Origin of the sequence: Bacillus sp. SRB3LM (assembly GCF_015712745.1) — a bacterium.
Lineage (GTDB): Bacteria > Bacillota > Bacilli > Bacillales > Bacillaceae_G > Bacillus_A > Bacillus_A thuringiensis_K.
In genome coordinates, this window is the sequence record NZ_VWVQ01000007.1 from 1 (window position 1) to 20,833 (window position 20,833).

The window sequence follows — 20,833 nt, forward strand, 5'->3', positions numbered from 1 at the left end:
GGCAAAATTAAAAATGAGTCCGGTACAATACCGAACTCATTTTTATCAAGCTGCCTAATGAAATAACCGTGTCTAACTTTTAGGGGTCACTTCAATTCACTTCACTCTTTTTTATCACAATTATCTACTTTCCACTTCAACTGAAACTACTCGATCAATCTCTTTCAGGGAACTATATAACTCTGTTGTATATAAATCTTCTGGAGCTAAAATAACCATCTCTAGTTGCTGAAATGCTCCACTATCTATATCTTTAATTTTCACGCGTTTCACATGCATGCCTAAATTTTTAATTTGCTTAAATATACCATCTAACTCATGATGCTCTTTAACAGTAATTTTTATAGATAAATCCTTTTGTCTTAATGAATACGGTCCTGCAATTTTCACAAGTTGCGGAAGTACATTAATCGCTAAAATAATTAAAACCATAGCAACTGTCGCTTGTAAATAAAATCCCGCACCAATTGCGATTCCTAAAGCTGAAGCAGCCCACACCATAGAAGCTGTTGTTAATCCAGAAATAACGTCATTGCTTCTTCGTAAAATGACACCTGCGCCAAGAAAACCAATTCCACTAACAATTTGAGCAGCCAGTCGCATCGGATCCATATTTGTATGTCCTGGAACAGAATATACATGCACAGATTCAATTGAAACCATCGTAATTAAACAACTTGCTACAGAAATAACCATACTTGTTTTCACACCAAGTGGTTTATTCTTTAGCTGCCTATCTATCCCGATGAATAATCCTAAAAAGAGTGCTAAACCTAATTTGAGTAAAAATTCATATGACATATTTCCATTCTCCTTACTTTACAATGTTTCCCTTAGAATAACTCACTATAACTCTTTTATGATATCAATTCCAGTCTTTTCTATTCATTTAACGTAAAAAAACCGAAAAAACATTTATAACGATGTTTCTCCGGCTTTTTATCACACTTTAGATTCTTCTTTATTTCTGATCTTTAATCTTAATTTCTGCACCTTTGTAGAATGCTAATTTACTGTCATTATACTCTTTTGTAAATTTGTTAAACTGCTCTTTCGACTTTTGTGTTTCCACATTTAATTCATTAACAGTTTTAACTCTTTCACCGATTTCTTTTAATTTCGTTTCTTTTACTTTTAATTTTTCATACAGTTCTTTTTCAGTCGCTAACACTTTCGTGTAATTTTCATTCATTTTTTGGAATGCATCATAACGATTCTTATACGACTCTTCTACTGCTTTTGCTTGTTTTTGTAACTTCTTATCTTCAATCTTCTCTATATTACTTTGAACAGATTTCGTTTCCTTCTGTGCTTTTTCTAGCATTTCTTTCTCACTTTTTAATACTTTTTCACGATCATCTACATTTGCAGTAGCTTGCTCTATTTTCTTCACAACTGCTTCATTATGATCTTTACCTTCTTGCAAAATTTGAGCATATAATTCTTGTCCTTTTTTCTCTAACTGCTCTAATTTTTTTGCTTCATCCACTAAAGATTTTTCTTGTGTTGCTGCTGTTTCAAAAGCTGTATATAGATTTTCTTCTGGCTTTTCACCGAAACAACCTGTTAAAAGTCCTACTGATAATGCTCCAACTACTGCTACTTTTCCATACTTCAACGTTCATTCCTCCATTACATACGGTTATCATGCCAAAAGTTCACTGGGAAGTGACTCTCTTCATGATAAGCTTCAAACTCATAACCTTTTTCTTTTAGTCCCTTTAAAATTGCTGGCACAGCAGCAACTGATTGCGGGTGAATATCATGCATTAAAATAACTTCTTGTGGTTTTGTTGCATTTGTTAATACGTTTTGAGCAATTTGTGCTGCAGCTGCATCAACTGGCATTTTATTGTATTTCCAATCTAATGAATCAATTGTCCAATCCCATACTTTAAATCCGCCTTCTACCACTTTATTTCGAAGACCTTCATTCAATCCAGGCATCGAACCATACGGAGGACGTGTTAATTTAGGTGATTTCCCAATAATATTAGCGATTAAACCTTGATCTTCTTTCATCTCATTTACATACTCGCCATTTTTATATAACTTTGCGAAATTATGTGTCATACTATGCATGCCTACATAATGACCCTCAGCATTTTCACGTTTCACTAAATCAGGAAATTCTTTTACATTTGCTCCAATTAAAAAGAACGTTGCCTTCGCATCATGTTGTTTTAGCGTATTTAATAATTCGGCCGTATATTTCCCTGGCCCATCGTCAAATGTAAGATAAGCAACTTTTCTTTCTTTTCCATTAAAACGACTTGGTGCCGTTTTATTCATTTCAACTTTCGGCTGTTCACTTGCAAGCTGCACTACATTTTCTTGTTTCGCAACAGCTTTTGCTGGTGAAGTAATTGATTGAAACATGTAATACCCAATAGCTACTGCGGCAATCGCTATTAAAACGACTACTATTTGTTTAATTTTTAAAGCTTTTTCCATTCTATCGAATTCCTCTCCCTATTAATCTTATATATAAATCGCCCAATATAATTATACATCTATTTATTTTTATTTCACTATATAAATAGATTTTATTTGTATTATAATGGGAGTTTTATCAAAATTGTTGTTCCTATTCCTTCTTTGCTTGTAACACTAAACGCACCGCCATGAAGCTCTACCATTTTTTTAACGATAGCTAAACCAATACCTGCACCTGCAACATGATTATTAATTTGGTAAAATGATTGCTCAATATATGGTAAATGTTCTTTAGCAATTCCAATCCCTTCGTCTCTTACCTTAATCACTGCTTGTCCTTCTATTTTAGTCGCTTCAATGTGTATTGTACTTTTTTTATGTGAATACTTAATTGCATTTTGAACAATATTCAAGAAAACTTGCTTTAGCCTATTTCGATCTCCCATCAATTCAATTCGGTCTATAGTAGTAATAAATTGAATTTCCTTCTCTTCCGATTTAGGAGTTAATTGCCAAATCGTCTCCTCTAGTATATCGTACAATTGAACCTTTTGTTTATATAAATTAAAATGATTTGATTGTAATCTTGAAAAATCTAGCAATTCTTCTACTAAATGAATCAATCTATCTGTCTCACCTGAAATAATGCCCATACCTTGCTTTATTTCTTCTTCTGTTAAATGATCTACTGTTTTTAACGTCTCACTCCAACCTTTAATTCCTGTTAAAGGCGTTCGTATTTCGTGCGAAATAGAAGCAATGAATTCATTTTTCATCTGCTCAGCCTTATCTATTTTATAGGCCATATAATTTAAACTATGTGCCAAGTCACCTAATTCTCCAGGATAATCTTCTTTAATTTTTTGCTTTAATGTGCCTTCTGCAATTTGTGAAGAGGCCTGAATAATAGATTCAATTGGCTCAACAAATGAATTTGCCAAACGTCTACTAATTAAGAAGACGACTCCCGAAATAACAATACCTACAGAAATAGTAAACGTAATAATTTCAATAATCTTTTTATTTACATTTGTTAAAACAGTCGTATATTTTAAAACACCAATAGTTTGTCCTTGATGTATAAGTGGACTTAGCACCTCTAGTTGTTTTTTATTACCTTTCATAGTAACTTGGTTATACATTTCACCTTCTAATAATGATTGCGGAATATTCACTTTACCTTCTACCTTTTCACCACTTGAAGATTGTATAACCGAGCCATGACGATCAATTAACTGTAATTCTGTTCCTTCTAATTGAAAGCTACTAATTATGTCACCACTATATTCTTGTAATCGAATAAAGTATAGTGAATTGTATTCTGAAAAAAAACGTGTACTCGTTTTTGCATGAGACTCTATATATTGCACAATACCATTATAATAGTATCGATAAATTGAGACTGAAAATACAACTTCAAATAATACAAGCATAAGTGTAATGACCGTCATAAAATATAAAGTCACTTTCCGTTTCATCTTATACTTTCCTTCCACACATATCCTTTTCCCCACACCGTAAGAATAAATTCAGGTTCTGATGGATTACATTCTATCTTTTGACGTAACCGTCTCATATTTACATCTACTACTTTCGTCTCACCTACGTAATTGGTTCCCCAAATCATATTTAAAATTTCATCACGCGAAACTGGCTTTGAAGCCTGATTCATTAAATACTGTAATATCATATACTCTGTAGGTGTTAAATCGACTAATTGTCCATCTTTATACAATCTTTCTTCTATAATATTTAACGAAAATGGACCTGACGTAACAATATTCGTTTTTTCTTCATGTACTTCTATTCTTCTTAATAAAGACTGTATACGTGCAGTTAATACTACTGGACTAAACGGTTTTGCAATATAATCATCTGCACCTATTCCTAGTCCTTGCACCTTATCTTCATCTTGTACACGTGCGGTTAACATAATAATACCCATTTTTTTATCTTCTTTCCTGATAGCCTTACAAACTTCTAAACCATCAATCCCCGGTAACATTACATCCAGCAGTGCTATATCAACAGTTTGTTCACTCAAAATCTGTAACGCTTCTTCTCCAGTAGTAGCTTCTATTACATAAAATCCAGCACGTTTTAAATTTAAAACAATAAAGCTACGGATCGTTAATTCATCTTCTAAAACTAAAATTTTTGACATAATTCCCACCTCCTACTCTTGTTGATAATCCGCTAGCGGTTTTATATATGCTTTCACTTTTTCAAATTCCGATTGCTTCGGTACTGCATATACGTGAGAAGCCGTTTTAATTGCTGCGCTGTAGCCTTTTATATTGAACCATTCTTTCCGCTTAAAAATATGAACTTCAAGCCATATTTTATTTGTTCTTGTATCCAAAAACTTTTGAGAATTTGATTCTTTTTGCTGATCTGGTATTGTAATTTTCCCTATTAACTCTTTAGGAATTTTCACATAATACCCTTTTTCTATATCTATATATCGTTCTTCAATTGGTTTAATTCCAGATTCACTCCACTGTATGTAACGTTCAAAAAGCGGACTATCACCATGTGATTTATCCTCCCAACCTTTTGGACGTACAGTACGAACAAATTCAATAATGCCGTCTTCATTAACATCTTTACTTTCTACAACATATTCATTAAATAAATCTTCTTTCCCACCTATAGGTAATACTTCATAATGATCCTGATCAAATTTTGCTACATAAGTTATACCTGAATGAGCCCCTGTTCCCGCATCGATTACAACTGCCTTTAATGATTTAGAAATACGGCCCATTTGTATTCTTTGAATACTATTTATATACGGATCAAATGTAACCTCTGACAATACCTTAAACTTTTCAATGAACTGAACCTTCAACTGTTCATCTTTCATATACGAAACAAGGCTTATGTCTTTAAAACCATTTTTGTTTAAATCATCTATAAATAACTTTGTATACTTCTGTCTATAAAATTCCTTTATATCGTCACTCTCATTGGAAAAAACATACATTGTGTTTTCTAATAAATCACGATTGGTAGTTATTCCTATCAATAGTTCTCTTTTTCCACTCCCTGTGAAATCTCCTACCTCAACAATATCTACTTCTTCCCCATCAAATGTATAGGTTGACTTCATATTCCATCCATTATTTTTCTTCTCATATACGGCTAAATATATATGATAATCTTCATTAGGTATTTTATATACGATGACAGCTTCTTTTTTATTATCTCGTTCGAAATTCATTGACCATGTCGTCTGTTTATCTCTATTAGACATTGGAGTAAGTAAGCGATAATTAACAGGTAAATCTTTATCAATTTGTTCCTTTAATTCATTAATCCATTTTTCATTTGTAGGAGCTTCCATTAGACTTGTTGGAGCTTCAGACATTTTACATCCAGTCAATATAAAGATAATTCCCATCATGCTTAACCATTTCTGCATATGATATCTTTCCTTACCACAAATTTTGAATATATCCTTTTACTTTTTTACCTATCCATTATACTCATACATATAAGTATAATTTTTCTAAACTAAAAAATCGTTACAGAAAAGTTACAAATACATTCCAAAAAAAAAGATTGGCAAAAGCCAATCTTTTTTTATTATTCGTTTCGGACTGATTTTGGCGTTACACCTAAATGATCATTTAATTTTTTTGAAATATCTTTTACATTTTTTTCATTTGGAATGTAATAATAAATACCACCGATACGTTTATCTGTACCTTCTATTTGCAATTTTTCCATTTCCAAATTAGATCCTGCCATATTTTTTGTAATGGCAAGCATATCGTCAAATGTTAAGTTCGTTTTCATATTTTTATCAACCGCATCTAGTAAAGAGCCCATTTTGCTAATTGATTGAACAGACATCGCTTTTTTGGCAATTGCTTCTATTACAAGTTGCTGTCTCTGTCCACGCATTGCGTCACTATCAATTTTACGCGTTCTTGCAAGTGCAAGAGCTTGTTCTCCATTTAAATGTTGGTAACCTTTTTCTAAATGGATCATACCAGCTTGGTCTTTACTATCTTGTTCAGTGAAAGTAACTGGTACATCAATATCAATACCACCAATTGAATCGACAATTTGTACGAATGATTCAAAGTTAAACTTCACATAATAATCAACAGGTACATTCAAAAATCTTTCCACCGTATCGCGTGTGCTTTCTACGCCACCAAATACGTGAGCATGAGTAATTTTATCTAATTTTTTTCTAGTTGGAATGTAAACACGTGAATCACGTGGAATACTTACTAGCTTAACAGACTTATCATCTTTATTAATTGTTGCTAATAAAAGTGCATCTGTTCGAACTGCTTCGCCATATTGGCTTTTTCTCATTTCACTTCCATCTACACCCATGATTAATATTGAAATATTATCCTTTAAAGGTTCGACTTCTTTATCACGCTTTGATGACTTATCAATTTTTGCATACGCATCATTTACAACAGCTTTTGCTTTATTATATATAAACGAACCATATCCTACTCCTCCAAAAATAAGTAGGAAAAATGGAATTAATATGAACCATTTTATTGACTTTCTTTTAGAACGCTTTTTATTACTTCTCGTATTTTGTTCTAATTCAGAGCTCATACCCATTCGCCTCTCTTTCTCTTTACCAAGTATAATGTAAGTCTATTTATCTTCATATTGAATTTCCTTTCAGTAACCTTACAATTTTGTAAGGTTACTACTTAAACCCAATACGTATTCCATTTCACATTATACTCTCGTACTTATTTTTGGCAAGTCACTATTTACCAATTTCAAAATTTTAGCACTTCGCAACATATAAATTTACAAATTTATTAACTCTTTCATTTTAAATTAGGATGTCTTTTTCTTAACAAACGATATAAATAAAGAATCCAGCTAATTATAAAATCTCTATGAATACAGTATATTTGACGTTATTATTTCTCAAACGGCGTATACACGCTTTTCTTCCCCTGATTATCAATGTAAGCCGACTTTGCTTTTATTTTCGTTTTTTCTACTTCCATGTCTTCATTTGAGAAGTTCACAATGATTTTAATATCTTTTCCATAAGAAACAGATTGTACTAGCTTATCTTCTGACAAATACGCAAAATTCGTCATCTCTTCTTTTACTGCTTTTTCATGAACTTCATTCCAAACTTTTAGATGCTCTGTAATTTCTTTTTTATGCTTATTCCACTCTACTTCATCTAAATGGTACAACGGAGGAACATTATACAATAATTCAGACAGCATTCGATTTCCAACTTCATCTTTTACCTTTAAACTTCCCCATTCCCAATGATGCGTTGTAATAACGGAATCATTGTATACTAATTTATATAATGGTACCGAATATACTGGGTTTAAATATACTTGTTTATATTCTTCTTTCAATGGTACTTGTTTTGCATATTTTTCAGGCACATTTTGATTTGGTGACCAATATCCACCGACATAATACGGACTTGTTTTATTTTTCCGCATATCTTCATCGTCCCATTTAATAACAGGTGTTTCAATTCCATGTGCAAATGCAATCGTACTACTAGCAAAATCATTTCCGCCTTCAGAACCAACGACCATACCCTTTTCTTGCGCAATGTAGTCCATTCGTTTTAAACGTGCTTTTAAATCTTGCTCTTGCGTCGTTATATGTTTCGCTGAATAGTCATCGTAAATTTCACCTGTCGCATCACAATCAATAAACCATGAATTATATTTAGGACCATTTTGTAATATATCATTCATGCGTTCCTTTACACTAGGCAGCGATAAAGTCGGATTTAACTTGCGACCTCTTCCTAAAAAGCCTTGTACCTTTTCTCCGTTTTTCTTCGTTACAGTAGCCTCTTCATATAATGACGGGTCATTAAAGGATGCTGTGTTCCAATTTTTATCACTTTTTTCGTGAATGGAATGATACGAATCATACGGACCAACTAAATACCCCACTTCCTTAGCTTTTGTCACGAAATTAGGTTGCATAAATCCTTGTTCCCAGTTCGGCAGACCAATCCACGCTTTTTCTATTCCTGCCTCTTTCATTTCCTTTAATATATCCGTTCCATCTGCATTACCCCATTTACTTACCTCTTCAACCGCGTCACCAAGTAGCGACTTTAATAAATGCTTATTTAAGCTATACAATTCTGTATTCGTTAAGTGACCTACACCTTTCTTTAATAGCACACTAGCTTCCTGATTAACGTTTTGAAAAATATCCTCTTTATAAAATTCCTTCATCGATAATACTTCGTTTATATAACGTAAAATAACATTTTTTTGATACTTATCAATGAAATCTTGTTTACTTACTTGATCCAATACATTCAGTTCCCCAGGCTCGGAACTATTCTTTTGAATAAGTTCTTTTATATGACTAAACAGCGGGCTATTTATTTGCTCCCTTAGTTTTGGCCAATTTATATTATTTTCTAATAAACCATTTTGATTCCAAAAATAAAAATGCGCCGCTCCATATAACTTTTCGATTTCTTTATTTTTTCTAGCCTTTTCTTGTAATGTTTTAAATTCACCTTTTCGAACAATATCATCCTTATACAGTTTAGCAATGCTTACCGCATCATTATTTGTCACATATAATTGAAATCCATATGTTTTATTTTTATTTATGCTCGGAAATTCATGTGTAAAATCAAATCCTATTTTCGGATCCGAATGAAATTTCAATTCATTATTAAACATATTCGTTGCAATATATACAATTGAATATTTCGAACCATTTAATGCGAAAAACTTCATAGAAAATGATTCAGCAAATGAATATGCATCATCCTTTAAAAACTTCTTCCAATTCTCATCATTGCTCGGAATTTGCTTACCCTCCCATAACGGAAGTGTATAATTTTCAGCTTCTACTTTCGGCCATGTAAAGCTTTCTGCACCAGTCGATTCCACTTCAATGTTTAAGTGGTCTTTTTTCTTTTCTAATTTTATTTTTACTTTTTGATCTGGATATTCCCACGATGTACGATCCTTTTCTTTTTTTACATTCGATACCTTCATTTTCGGTAGGGGTTGTGATGCCTGTTCCTTTACCCCCTCATGTTCTACAGTTAATGTGAATGTTTCTGGATTTACATCATAAGTAAAATCTTTATACGTCGCTTTCTTTATTTTAGACTCTTGTACAGCATTACTACCTTTTACGTCACAACCGACTAAAGTCGAAAACGACATAGTTGTAAGAAGACATATCGCTATCATTTTTTTCATCCTCTGCACCTCCACCAATGAATATACAGATGCTTTGTTACAGGAATGTGGCAAAAAATAACAGAGCTAGCATTTTGCTAGCTCTGTTTGGAGTATTAAAAGTTGATATGAACAACTATAATTCGCTTAGAAGATATGTAATACAGTAACTGCATTTTTTCTCAACAATTATGAAACTAAACAAATCAAAATTTTAACAAGCATTCTTCAACTGAAAAAATAAGTGTATACAATGTATCCTAAAAGTAGTACTAAAATGATTATTCCTGTACCTTTCCAATTCATACCGCCTGCTATATCAACTGGACTACCCGTTTCCGCCCTATTGAGTCCGTCACGTAAAGAACCCGTAGGATTATTTTTTAATTCACTTTGTCTCATACGCTCTCTTTTTTCTTCTGGTGACTCTTTATTCATTTAATCACCTCCAAAATGAATGCACTCTTTACTTACATTATTCAAAATCAACATTTGTTTTATATTTTTTCCGAAAAAACCTAATTTAAAATACGTTTGCAACGTAAAGAAAGCTAGCCATGCCAGCTTTCTTTACGTTCCAATATGCTCTTCCTTATTTACAATAATACCTTTATGGTCGATTTCAAGCTCACATACTTTCATATCTGTAAATACTCTCGCTAATTGCTCAGCGATTTCTTGACGTTTCTCATATGGCGTTAATATAAAAATAGATGGCCCCGCACCGCTAAGTGCTGTGCCGTACGCACCAAATTCTTTTGCGCATTTACGAATAGATGGTAATAATGGTACGAGTTCTAAACGATATGGTTCGTGAAAATGGTCTCTCTCCATCATTTCACCTACAACTTCCCACCGCTTTTGACATAATGCAGCTACTAATACGTTACTTATCGCACTAGCTTTAACTGCCTCATGAAACGGAAACATCTTTGGTAATACAGATCGACTTTCATCTGTATTTAATTCTGCATTCGGAATGAGAGAAATTACACCCAATTCCTTGCTCTCAATTCTTACGACGGAAACATCCTTTCCATCAAGTGCTCCAATTACAGTTCCACCTAATATAGAAGCAGCAACATTATCAGGATGTCCTTCAAAATTTGTAGCAATTTGAACTTTTTGATCAGCAGTTAAGTTCAAATTGCCTAGTTGATTCGCAAGCTCTATCCCGGCTACAATTGCTGATGCACTACTTCCTAGCCCTCTCGTTAATGGGATATTACTAGTAACTTCTATTATATGGGGTGATATAGAAGGACATACTTTACATGCCGTGCTAACGATTAAATTTTTATCGTCTGTCGGAATTGATTCTTCAAAGGAATGGATTACTTGCCATTTATCAACTTTTTCTTTAACCACCACATCTAAATACAATGACAAAGCTATTCCAACTGAATCAAATCCAGGACCAACATTCGCCGTACTAGCAGGGACACGAACGCTAAATGGTATCACGACATAATCACCCCTTTAATATGATCTTTAATTTGTTCTATATCATTTGACACACTTGCGATGTCTAGTTGATTTGAAGAAATAGCGATATCAGGATCCTTCAAACCATTTCCAGTTAATACTGCAACAACTGTTTCTCCCTTTTTGATTTTTCCAGATTCAACATGTTTAATTACACCGGCTAATGAAGCATTTGATCCCGGTTCAGCGAAAACTCCTTCAGTTTTTGCCAATAACCTATACGCATGTAAAATTTCTTCATCTGATACCATATCTATTTCACCGTGAGACTGCTCAGCAGCCTCTACTGCGTATGACCAACTTGCCGGGTTACCGATTCGAATCGCTGTTGCAATTGTTTCAGGCTCTTCAATTACATGCCCTTTTACAATTGCAGCTGCTCCTTCCGCTTCAAAGCCATGAATTCTTGGCTTCTTATAACCTTTTTCTTTCTCATATTCACAGAAACCTTTCCAATATGCTGTAATATTTCCTGCGTTCCCAACAGGGATAGCTAGAACATCTGGTGCATTTTGCAATTGGTCACAAATTTCAAATGCTGCCGTTTTTTGCCCTTCAATTCGATAAGGATTTACTGAGTTTACTAACGTAATTGGCTCTTCTGCAGCAATATTTCTTACAGCCTTAAGTGCATCATCGAAATTCCCTTCTATTGAAATGATTTCAGCACCATAGGCAACTGCTTGTGCTAATTTTCCATGTGCAATCTTTCCTTCCGGTATTACGATAATGCATTTCATCCCAAGACGTGCTGCATATGCTGCAGCTGATGCTGATGTATTACCTGTTGATGCACAAATGATTGCTTCTGAACCTTCTTCTTTCGCCTTAGCAACTGCCATGACCATGCCACGATCTTTAAAAGAACCTGTCGGATTCGCTCCTTCGTACTTACCATATAGCTGAATCCCTAATTGTTTTGATATATTTAATAATGGAATAAGTGGTGTGTTTCCTTCCATTAAGCTGACATCAGGTGTATTTTCATTCACCGGTAAATAAGACGCATACTGTTTTAATAGTCCTTTATACATATTGTTTTTCCTCCTCAATAATGTAGTAACTGTTTATTTCACTTGCGACAGCTTCTATCGCTTCTAAAACTCGTTCGAATTGATACTTGGAAGTTCGATGTGTCACAACCACGACTTCTGCCAGTTCACGGTTTAAAGGTAATTGAATAACTTCTTTTAAACTTACAGAATAATTAACGAAACATTCTGTTATTTTCTGTAACATCCCAGGCTCATCTCGTAATGAAATACGTAAGAAATATTTCGAAACTACTTCTTCATCACCTTGTAATTCATAAGGAACTGGTTCTTTTAACGCACTTTTATTTTTCGGAACTTGATTCATATTTTTAACGATTGAAATAATATCACTTACTACAGCAGAACCAGTCGGTAACTTCCCAGCTCCGGGTCCATAAAACATTACTTCTCCTACCGCTTGGCCATGAACATACACCGCATTAAATTCATTATTCACATTTGATAATGGATGCTGGCTCGGTAAAAGCGTCGGTTCTACACTTAAATGAATGGCTGGTCCTTGTTTTTCAGCCTTACCAATTAACTTCATAGTAAATCCTAACTTTTCAGCCATTTGTAAATCTTCTTTTTCGACCTTTCGAATCCCTCTTACTTGCACATCATCTAATGAAACATTCATCGAAAAACCTAAGTTTGCAAGAATTGCTACTTTTCTCGCCGCATCTAGTCCATCTACATCTGCTGTCGGATCCGATTCTGCAAAGCCTAATTTTTGTGCTTCCTGTAAAGCCTCTTCATAAGACCATCCATTTTGACTCATTTTTGTTAACATATAATTTGTTGTACCATTTACAATTCCCATTATTTTTTCAATTTGATCTGAAGCTAATCCATCCGTTAATCCTCTTAACACTGGAATACCGCCCGCTACACTCGCTTCGTAACATAAATCACAATCATTATCGTTCGCCAGTTGAAGAAGCTCTGCACCATATACAGCCATTAAATCTTTATTTGCTGTTACGACATGTTTTTTATTTCGTAAAGCCTTAACAATATGCTGTTTTGCTTCTTCAATTCCGCCCATTACCTCTACTACAATATCAATATTTGAATCATTTAGAACTTCATCTGCATGACTTGTTACTGCAATTCCGTCAATACAAACATCGCGTTCTTTTTCCAAATCACGTACAACGACTGTTTTCACTTTCACTTCGTATCCTGTATCAAGAGCGATTTTTTTATAATGTTCTTTCAAAATATGGACAACACCACTTCCGACCGTACCTAAACCTAATACCCCAACATTTATAACGTTATTCATCTTCTAATCTCCTCCTACAATTTTATTATTTATCTCTATCAATCACCTTACTCTGCTTTTTAATCATGCAGGTGGTGGTTATTTCCGTACGTACAAATCGTTCCATGTTACTGCACCTCCTTTCAAAGTAAAAAAACACACCCATCCCTAGGAAAGGGACGAATGTGTTTTCGTGGTTCCACCCTTGTTCCAATCTAGACGTATTTCTCCCTAGATTGCTCAAGTTCAGATAACGGCTGATACCGCCAATAATTACTAGATTACTCGTTCACTATTGAAGTTCAAAGGTGGTAAAATCATTTCTCGTGTTAGGAAGCTCACACCCTTGGCTTCCCTCTCTGTAAACCATAAAAATGATTTCGTGTCCTTATCATTACTTTTTCGTTCATGTCTATTTGTTAATTTATTATAGTTATCAAATTTTTAAAAAGCAAGCCTATTTTTACTAACTATTTTCAAAATAATTTTTTATTATATTTCACAATAGCATTATGCAACTGCCACTCAATTTACCTATTTTGTCATTTCTCCAGTTTATAAATCAACGGTTCATATATAAAGTGAAACTTTAATCAGTGGGGATTTTGTTCATCCCCACTGATTATTAGCCTTCACCATTCGGGCTTTTACCGGCAGTTGATCCCCACCTAACTTCTTTGCTTTCGCTGAATTTTGAGGTAGGGGTGTTACTGCCCGTTAATGCGGGATAAATCCCCATTCTAAAACCCGTACATACTCACCTTACAAAATTATATCAATAAAATTTTTAATACAATCTTTTTGTATAACTTTCTTCTAAAGAACGTGCAACATCTTCTTCTGAAGCATTCACTTTCGCATGCTCTAACAACATTTTTGCTGCTGAAGGTAACTCTTTTTTATGTAACCAAGATTCTGGATCCCACATCTTAGAACGAATAAACGCTTTTGCACAATGAATGTAACACTCTTCTATTTCAACAACAATTCCAAGCAACGGATTACGTCCATTCGCCTGCATTTCTTTCAAAATTTCTTCGTCGTTTGTAATATACGCTCGGCCATTTATTCTGAGTGTCTCCCCAAGACCTGGAATAAAAAAGATTAGTCCTACACGTGGATTTGAAACAATATTCAAAATGGAGTCTATACGGCGATTTCCTGGCCTTTCTGGAATGATAATTTTATTATTATTGAGTACGTATACAAATCCAGGTGCGTCTCCTCTCGGCGAGGCGTCACACTCCCCCAACTTATTTGCAGTAGATAATACTAGAAAAGGAGATTTAGAAAGGAAATCTACACAATGGTGGTCTAATGATGAAATAACTTTTTTCAATGCTCGCTCACTTGGTTTCCCCAATATTTTCCGTAACTCTTCCTCTGTTGAAATAATCGATTTTATTTCCATACGCTCTATCTCCACTTATAATCGCCCATTTTTCTTTATTTTCCCAAAATTCAATACGAATATTGTATAATAAAATTTGCAGAAAGGGGAATTAAAATGACAGAGTGGTTAACAATATTTGATTCTGAAAGAAATACACTTGGGAAGAAATTACGCGATGAAGTGCATCGTGACGGTGATTGGCACGAAACATTTCATTGTTGGTTTGTAGAAAAAGATGCTAAAGATATATTCTTATATTTCCAATTACGCTGTAAAAATAAAAAAGAAGCTCCAAACATTTGGGATATTACTTCAGCCGGACATATTATGCATGATGAAGATGTACAAAGTGGTGGTCTTCGTGAAATTGAAGAGGAATTAGGGCTTTCTTTCCAAACGACTGATTTAGCATACAAGGGCATTTTTAAAATAGATTATGAAATTTCAAATCTTACGGATCGCGAGTTTTGTCATATGTATTTCCACAATGTCATCAATCCACTTCCATTCGCACCAGGTGAAGAAGTAGACGATGTGATGAAAGTACATGCAACTTCTTTTCTACAACTATTAAATGGAGAAATTTCATCTTTTACAGCTATTTCTGTTTTAAACAATAAACCAATTACAATAACATTTGAAGATATTTACCCGTATGATCTTGCATACTATGAATTTGTTATAGAGAAAGGAAAAGAATTATTAAAAAATAATAGTTTATAAATAAAATAGGACTCTTAGCATAATATTGCGTAGAGTCCCTTTTTTTATTATTGTTCAAGTATCTTTAATTTTTTCTCTACTTGTATAAATAAACGAATAATTAATAACAGCATAACCACCATAATCGCTATTATTGTATGTGGATATCTAAACAGTATACTAATAACACTTCCAATTAACATCATGATGAATCCATTTTGCTTCATCACTTCTGCACTATACCTGTTACCCGCACCCCATAATTCCTTATTTTTCATAGATCGTTTCGTACGATAACCATATGCCGCATTAATATCGGTCGGTGGATTTTTTTGAAGAATAATTGCCGCAAGTATAAAAATAATACTAATCAATATGCTTATTCCTATGTTTACTAGTGCATAAATCAATTATATCCCCCCTAACTTACACTTTCATTATACGACACAAACCTTATTTTTCCAATTCATAACACATTTACTTTCTTTCTTTTGATGTCTGGAACATACTCGGAAGTGTTACAAAACGTGCCCCTTTCGTTTTTAACTGCGGAATGATTTTGTCTAGTGCATCTACAGATCCTTGTAAATGCCCACCTGGTGTTGAATGTTGGAGGATGACACTTCCAGGAAATGAATTCCCTAACACATTATTTGTAATCGTATCAGCACTCACACCTTTCCAATCAACCGTATCAACACTCCACTGTACAATCATAAAATTTTGCTCTGTGGCCCATTTTAATTGATTTTCAAGTATTTCACCGTATGGCGGACGTATAAACTTCGGTGCATAACCAGCTAAACGATTTAATATTTCTTCCGTTTTTATAATTTGATTACGGTACTCATCCTCATTTACTTTCGCTAAGTTCGGATGACTATACGTATGATTACCAATTACATGCCCTTCATTCGCAATACGCTTTACTACGTTCGGAAATTTTTCTGCGTTTTCACCAAGTAAGAAAAAAGTAGCTTTTACATTATGTTGTTTTAACTTATCTAATATTTTTGGCGTAAATTCTAAATCTGGTCCATCATCAAATGTAAGAGCTACTTCCGCTTTATTGTACGGTCCGGAAAATGCGTACGCATATTTTTCGACCCATGAAAATGGTGTCCACGATCCACGCTCATATGCTTTCATTTGTACTTCATAGTTTTGAGGGGTATATACGTATGGCAATGAACTTATATAGTCTCCATAATAAAATGAGTTATATGGCATATAAGCATACGAAACATCTCGTTCTAGTCCCCATTGATATGGAGCAAACATTTCTGGCGAATAAAAATAATACATAATAAAAACCTCCCTAATTTTTCATATGTGATTCCTCTGCACTTTGTTAGAGAAATTGTTATTCATAAACAAAAAATAAGACTGTCCTTCATTAGGACAGTCTTGCTGCTTTATATTATTAATAAATCGATGTACTATCTTTCGGCAAAGCTTTCACATGTTTTAAATAGTTCGTCACTTTATCATCATCATCTTGCGGATATTGATATTCATACGTGTTAGCAATTTCGTTCGCCACTTCCCTAAATAAATCACCCATGACAAAGAATGAATCCCATATGTTTTCATATTCTGCATTAGAAAATGTTCTTTTAAATTGCTCCCACATATCTTCTTCAATATATTGCTCAAAATGCTTTCCAAACTTCCCTGTATTAACTGTAAAGTCTGTTTTCATACCAATATACCATTCTAGCATTACGATGAACATATCTCGCACTGGTCCTTCAAGCATTCCTTTTGCATAAGAAAGCTCCTCTCTCCATAACCCTTTTGCGATATTCGTACTACACCACCAAAATTCATTACAGCAATCTAAAAACTCTTTTTCTGTAGGCTTTTTTACTAAGTAATCTTTATCGCTTGCTGGTGGGAATTCTTCCAGAGAATTATCTTTATCAAGAAGCAGTTTACTTAAACTATCTTGTCCAACGAACTTTTGTATTAACTCAACTGGAACTAGCGTTAAATCAATCCTATTCCCATCCATGAACTGCATTAAATATGGAAACTTCCCGTCTTCATCTGGTGGAACTAACGACATTTCTTCTGGCATTTGTACAATCATTATTTCTCCAAATCTATGAATCCAATTATGATTAGACGTAAAAGATTGTATATCATTTATAACATACATAATATCATAGTCTTGAAAACAATCTCTTTTCACATTTGGATTTACACGCGATCCATTCATGATAACTGCTCGAATTCTTTCATCCTCTTTTGCTATATTTATAATTACGTCTAGCATTTCTTTTTCAGTTCTCATCTATTTATAGCCTCCAATTTTTTAATATACAATATAATGCTATGTATACTGGAGGTCCACGAGCTAATCTCGTTATACACGATACATGTTATAATTTTTGAAACTTCTTTTTCATCCCTTTTCCCTCCTTACATCACTCTTTTACAACTACCATTCCTTTCAATTTACCAATGCTTTCTACCATTCACTTTTAATTATACAGAAAATTCTGTCTCGAATACAAAAAATAAAGAAGGGACACCTACCCCTTACAGAATAGATATCCCTTCTTTTAAAGTTAAATTTAATTCCTATGGATTAGTAGACCAAAGTCCAGCAGATTTAATAAATGTACGTTTATTTAATTTCAGCTGCGCTACGATAAATTCTGCAATATCTTCCGCTTGCATTACTTTATCAGGGTTTCCATCAGTTAATCCTAAATCTACAGCCATATCAGTTGCTACTGTACTTGGAGTTAAAGCTGTTACACGAATGTTATGTTTGCGAACTTCCATCGCTAACGATTCTGTTAAGCCAAGGACACCAAATTTAGAAGCACTATATGCACTTGTTACAGGTGCACCTTTTTGTCCTGCTGTAGATGAAATGTTAATGATATCACCAGATTGTTGTTCAATCATGCTCGGTAAAGCTGCACGAGTTGCATAGTATACACCCATTAAGTTTACTTGAATGATTTTTTCCCAATCAGCAACGTCTAGTTCTAAAAACTTACCGAATTTAGAAATACCAGCGTTATTAATTAAAATATCAATAGATCCTAAACCATTTTTTAACGTTTCAATCGCAGTTGTTACTTCTTCGTATGAAGAAACATCTGCAGTTGCAATAACAGCTTTTACGCCTTCTGCTTCTACTTCTTTCGCTACAGCTTTTAAGTTTTCTTCTGAGCGAGCTAAAAGTCCTACATTTACGCCTTCTTTCGCTAATGCAATCGCTACAGCGCGACCAATCCCTCTACCTGCTCCTGTAATTAAAGCATTTTTGCCTTGTAATAATTCTGCCAAGTATAACACTCCTTAATCATTTCAGTTATGTATTATATTAAAATTGTATCTATGTTTATGTAAAAAGGCAATGATGCACTTTCATGTGCGTAGGTTACTTATAGGTAACTATAGAAAATTACTATGCATTCATTGCACGTATTTATCATTATTCATGCAAAATAAAGACACCCTCCTCATAAAAGAGTGTCTGCGTATGAAATAAAAAATGGTTCTTTATCACTACACTATTTTTCTTCATAATTAGGAATACGCACAATAAATTCAGTACCTTTTCCTTCCTCACTCTCCACTTTTATCTCTCCTTGATGAAGGTCGAGTACTTTCTTTACAATAGCTAAACCTAAGCCACTTCCTCCATAGGCACGATTTCGTGAAGAATCCGCTTTATAAAAACGCTCAAAAATATGTTGTTTCTGTTCTTCTGATATACCAATTCCTGAATCACGGATACGCACTTCCACTACTGTCTCATGTTCCTTTAACTGAATAGTAATCGTACCACCGCTTGGAGTAAATTTAATACTATTATGAATTAAATTAATCCACACTTGACTCATACTTTCTTGGTCAGCAATAACATATACTTTTTCTAAATCTAGTTCTAACTCAATTTCTTTTTCAGCCCAGAGTGGTTCACTATTTAACACAATTTGCTTTAATTGTTGATCTAATCGATAGCTCACTCTTTCTGGTGTATACTCTTCTGATTCTAAAAGAGTTAGCTTTAGTAAATTTTGACTTAGTTTAGATAATCTCGTTGTTTCAGTTTCAATAATGGTAAGATAATGCTTTCTTTTTTCCTCAGAAAGATTATCGTCTTGTAGTGCTCTAGCAAATCCTTTTATAGAAGTTAATGGCGACTGTATTTCATGAGAAACATTCGATACAAACTCTTGTCTCATTTTCTCCATCGTATTCAGTTCATCTGTCATGTCATTTATACTTTTTACGAGCACGCCAATTTCACCATCATACTTTTCTTCATTTCTTATTTTTACAGAGAAGTCTCCTTTTGCAATTTTTTGTATTGGTTCAATAATAGTCCAAATCATCGCCTCTCGTTTTGGTCTCATTAATATTCCAATCAATGTCCAAATAAAAATAATAAAGACAAAACCGACCATATCACTAATTAGAAAGGCAACAAACGGCGATACGTTTACGTCAAAAGCATTCAATAAACTAGTTGCTACATAAAATGCGATAGACCAAATGATAGTAAGAATAGAAAAGAGCGCTAATACCGCTCCAAATACTTTCAGCATCTTCAACTTACTCATTCGTTTTCTTTTTCTCATTTACTTACCTCTAAGCGATACCCTAATCCTCTTATTGTTTTAATACTAAATTTCGATTGCTCTTCTTGAAACTTCTCACGTAACCGATTAATATGAACGTCTAGTGTACGTTCATTCCCTTCAAAATCATATCCCCATATTTCTTCAATTAATTGCTCTCTCGAACAAGTTCTTCCCGATTTAGCCCCTAAAGTAAAGAGCAGCTCAAATTCTTTTAACGGTAACGTAACCGTTTGTTCTCCAGATGTAACTTCGAATGTTTTACGATTTAATAATACATTTCCAACTTGAATCGATTGCGAAACTGTAATTTGGTAACGTTTCAATAATGCCTTTACTCTCACTACTAGTTCTATAGGATCAAATGGTTTTACAAGATAATCATCTGTCCCAAGGTGAAATCCTTTTACTTTTTGTGATGTTTCTCCTTTGGCAGTTAGCATCAGAACCGGGATATCATAGTATTTTCTTAATTCAAAACATACATCAAATCCATCCATATTTGGCATCATGATATCAAGAATAACCATATCGACTTTTACGTCATCCATTTTCTGAAGTGCATCTACTCCATCAATTGCCTCATATGTTTGAAAACCTTCTCGTTCTAAAAATACAGAAACGAGTTCTCTAATGTGTGGATCGTCGTCTACTATTAAAATTTTAGGTATCAAAGGAACCATTTCCTTTCTACTTAGCATCTAATATATTTTTTA

Annotated in this window: 20 protein-coding genes and 1 other annotated feature; of the genes, 1 reads left to right on the forward strand and 19 read right to left on the reverse strand. The window is 33.8% G+C overall.

Features of this window, described 5'->3' with window-relative positions:
* Positions 1 to 120 precede the first annotated feature (120 nt).
* From F3I02_RS04670 to F3I02_RS04730, 13 genes are all read right to left on the reverse strand, one after another.
* On the reverse strand, positions 121 to 801 hold the full coding sequence (locus tag F3I02_RS04670) for an MgtC/SapB family protein (RefSeq protein WP_000119510.1): 681 nt from the start codon (positions 799 to 801) through the stop codon (positions 121 to 123).
* Positions 802 to 961: 160 nt separating this feature from the next.
* A complete protein-coding gene (locus F3I02_RS04675) occupies positions 962 to 1,618 on the reverse strand; it encodes a YkyA family protein (protein WP_074594072.1) in 657 nt (218 codons plus the stop codon).
* A gap of 14 nt (positions 1,619 to 1,632) precedes the next feature.
* Positions 1,633 to 2,454: a peptidoglycan-N-acetylglucosamine deacetylase gene (locus tag F3I02_RS04680; RefSeq protein WP_000409482.1), complete on the reverse strand. Its 822-nt coding sequence runs from the start codon at positions 2,452 to 2,454 to the stop codon at positions 1,633 to 1,635.
* Positions 2,455 to 2,555: 101 nt separating this feature from the next.
* Positions 2,556 to 3,914, reverse strand: coding sequence for a sensor histidine kinase (locus F3I02_RS04685; protein WP_000824530.1), 1,359 nt, complete (start codon positions 3,912 to 3,914; stop codon positions 2,556 to 2,558).
* The gene (locus F3I02_RS04690; protein ID WP_196477702.1) at positions 3,911 to 4,600 is read right to left on the reverse strand and encodes a response regulator transcription factor; all 690 of its coding nucleotides are present in this window, start codon (positions 4,598 to 4,600) and stop codon (positions 3,911 to 3,913) included. The genes F3I02_RS04685 and F3I02_RS04690 overlap by 4 nt, the downstream gene beginning before the upstream one ends.
* A 12-nt stretch (positions 4,601 to 4,612) precedes the next feature.
* A complete protein-coding gene (locus tag F3I02_RS04695) occupies positions 4,613 to 5,860 on the reverse strand; it encodes a hypothetical protein (protein ID WP_001174877.1) in 1,248 nt (415 codons plus the stop codon).
* Positions 5,861 to 6,024: 164 nt separating this feature from the next.
* Complete coding sequence (locus F3I02_RS04700) at positions 6,025 to 7,026, reverse strand: LCP family protein (RefSeq protein WP_002163948.1); 1,002 nt, start codon at positions 7,024 to 7,026, stop codon at positions 6,025 to 6,027.
* A 320-nt stretch (positions 7,027 to 7,346) separates the two neighbouring features.
* Positions 7,347 to 9,650 (reverse strand): glycoside hydrolase, encoded by a 2,304-nt coding sequence (locus tag F3I02_RS04705; RefSeq protein WP_196477703.1) that lies wholly within the window; start codon positions 9,648 to 9,650, stop codon positions 7,347 to 7,349.
* A gap of 207 nt (positions 9,651 to 9,857) precedes the next feature.
* Positions 9,858 to 10,067, reverse strand: a complete 210-nt coding sequence (locus tag F3I02_RS04710) for a DUF6366 family protein (RefSeq protein WP_196477704.1) — start codon at positions 10,065 to 10,067, stop codon at positions 9,858 to 9,860.
* A 132-nt stretch (positions 10,068 to 10,199) separates the two neighbouring features.
* Positions 10,200 to 11,093, reverse strand: a complete 894-nt coding sequence (gene thrB, locus F3I02_RS04715; RefSeq protein ID WP_000612103.1) for a homoserine kinase — start codon at positions 11,091 to 11,093, stop codon at positions 10,200 to 10,202.
* Complete coding sequence (thrC, locus tag F3I02_RS04720) at positions 11,090 to 12,148, reverse strand: threonine synthase (RefSeq protein ID WP_000276435.1); 1,059 nt, start codon at positions 12,146 to 12,148, stop codon at positions 11,090 to 11,092. Before thrC ends, thrB begins: the two co-directional genes overlap by 4 nt.
* Complete coding sequence (locus tag F3I02_RS04725) at positions 12,141 to 13,436, reverse strand: homoserine dehydrogenase (RefSeq protein WP_001066901.1); 1,296 nt, start codon at positions 13,434 to 13,436, stop codon at positions 12,141 to 12,143. The genes thrC and F3I02_RS04725 overlap by 8 nt, the downstream gene beginning before the upstream one ends.
* Before the next feature lie 151 nt (positions 13,437 to 13,587).
* Positions 13,588 to 13,819, reverse strand: a binding site (T-box leader).
* A 383-nt stretch (positions 13,820 to 14,202) separates the two neighbouring features.
* Positions 14,203 to 14,841, reverse strand: a complete 639-nt coding sequence (locus F3I02_RS04730; protein ID WP_074594077.1) for a pyridoxamine 5'-phosphate oxidase family protein — start codon at positions 14,839 to 14,841, stop codon at positions 14,203 to 14,205.
* Positions 14,842 to 14,922: 81 nt separating this feature from the next.
* Between F3I02_RS04730 and F3I02_RS04735 the strand changes: the two genes are divergently transcribed.
* Entirely contained in the window at positions 14,923 to 15,531 is a 609-nt protein-coding gene (locus F3I02_RS04735; RefSeq protein ID WP_196477705.1) for an NUDIX hydrolase, read from the forward strand.
* Positions 15,532 to 15,578: 47 nt separating this feature from the next.
* Here F3I02_RS04735 and F3I02_RS04740 read toward each other — a convergent pair whose 3' ends face one another.
* The 6 genes from F3I02_RS04740 to hitR form a co-directional block, all read right to left on the reverse strand.
* The gene (locus F3I02_RS04740; RefSeq protein ID WP_074594078.1) at positions 15,579 to 15,920 is read right to left on the reverse strand and encodes an SdpI family protein; all 342 of its coding nucleotides are present in this window, start codon (positions 15,918 to 15,920) and stop codon (positions 15,579 to 15,581) included.
* Positions 15,921 to 15,987: 67 nt separating this feature from the next.
* On the reverse strand, positions 15,988 to 16,815 hold the full coding sequence (locus tag F3I02_RS04745; protein ID WP_074594079.1) for a peptidoglycan-N-acetylglucosamine deacetylase: 828 nt from the start codon (positions 16,813 to 16,815) through the stop codon (positions 15,988 to 15,990).
* A gap of 118 nt (positions 16,816 to 16,933) precedes the next feature.
* Positions 16,934 to 17,806, reverse strand: a complete 873-nt coding sequence (locus F3I02_RS04750; RefSeq protein ID WP_074594080.1) for an aminoglycoside 6-adenylyltransferase — start codon at positions 17,804 to 17,806, stop codon at positions 16,934 to 16,936.
* A gap of 290 nt (positions 17,807 to 18,096) precedes the next feature.
* Positions 18,097 to 18,816 (reverse strand): 3-ketoacyl-ACP reductase, encoded by a 720-nt coding sequence (locus tag F3I02_RS04755; RefSeq protein WP_000818985.1) that lies wholly within the window; start codon positions 18,814 to 18,816, stop codon positions 18,097 to 18,099.
* A 227-nt stretch (positions 18,817 to 19,043) separates the two neighbouring features.
* Complete coding sequence (gene hitS / locus F3I02_RS04760; protein WP_131249802.1) at positions 19,044 to 20,117, reverse strand: envelope stress sensor histidine kinase HitS; 1,074 nt, start codon at positions 20,115 to 20,117, stop codon at positions 19,044 to 19,046.
* Positions 20,114 to 20,791, reverse strand: coding sequence for an envelope stress response regulator transcription factor HitR (gene hitR, locus F3I02_RS04765; RefSeq protein ID WP_000612413.1), 678 nt, complete (start codon positions 20,789 to 20,791; stop codon positions 20,114 to 20,116). The genes hitS and hitR overlap by 4 nt, the downstream gene beginning before the upstream one ends.
* Positions 20,792 to 20,833: the final 42 nt, after the last annotated feature.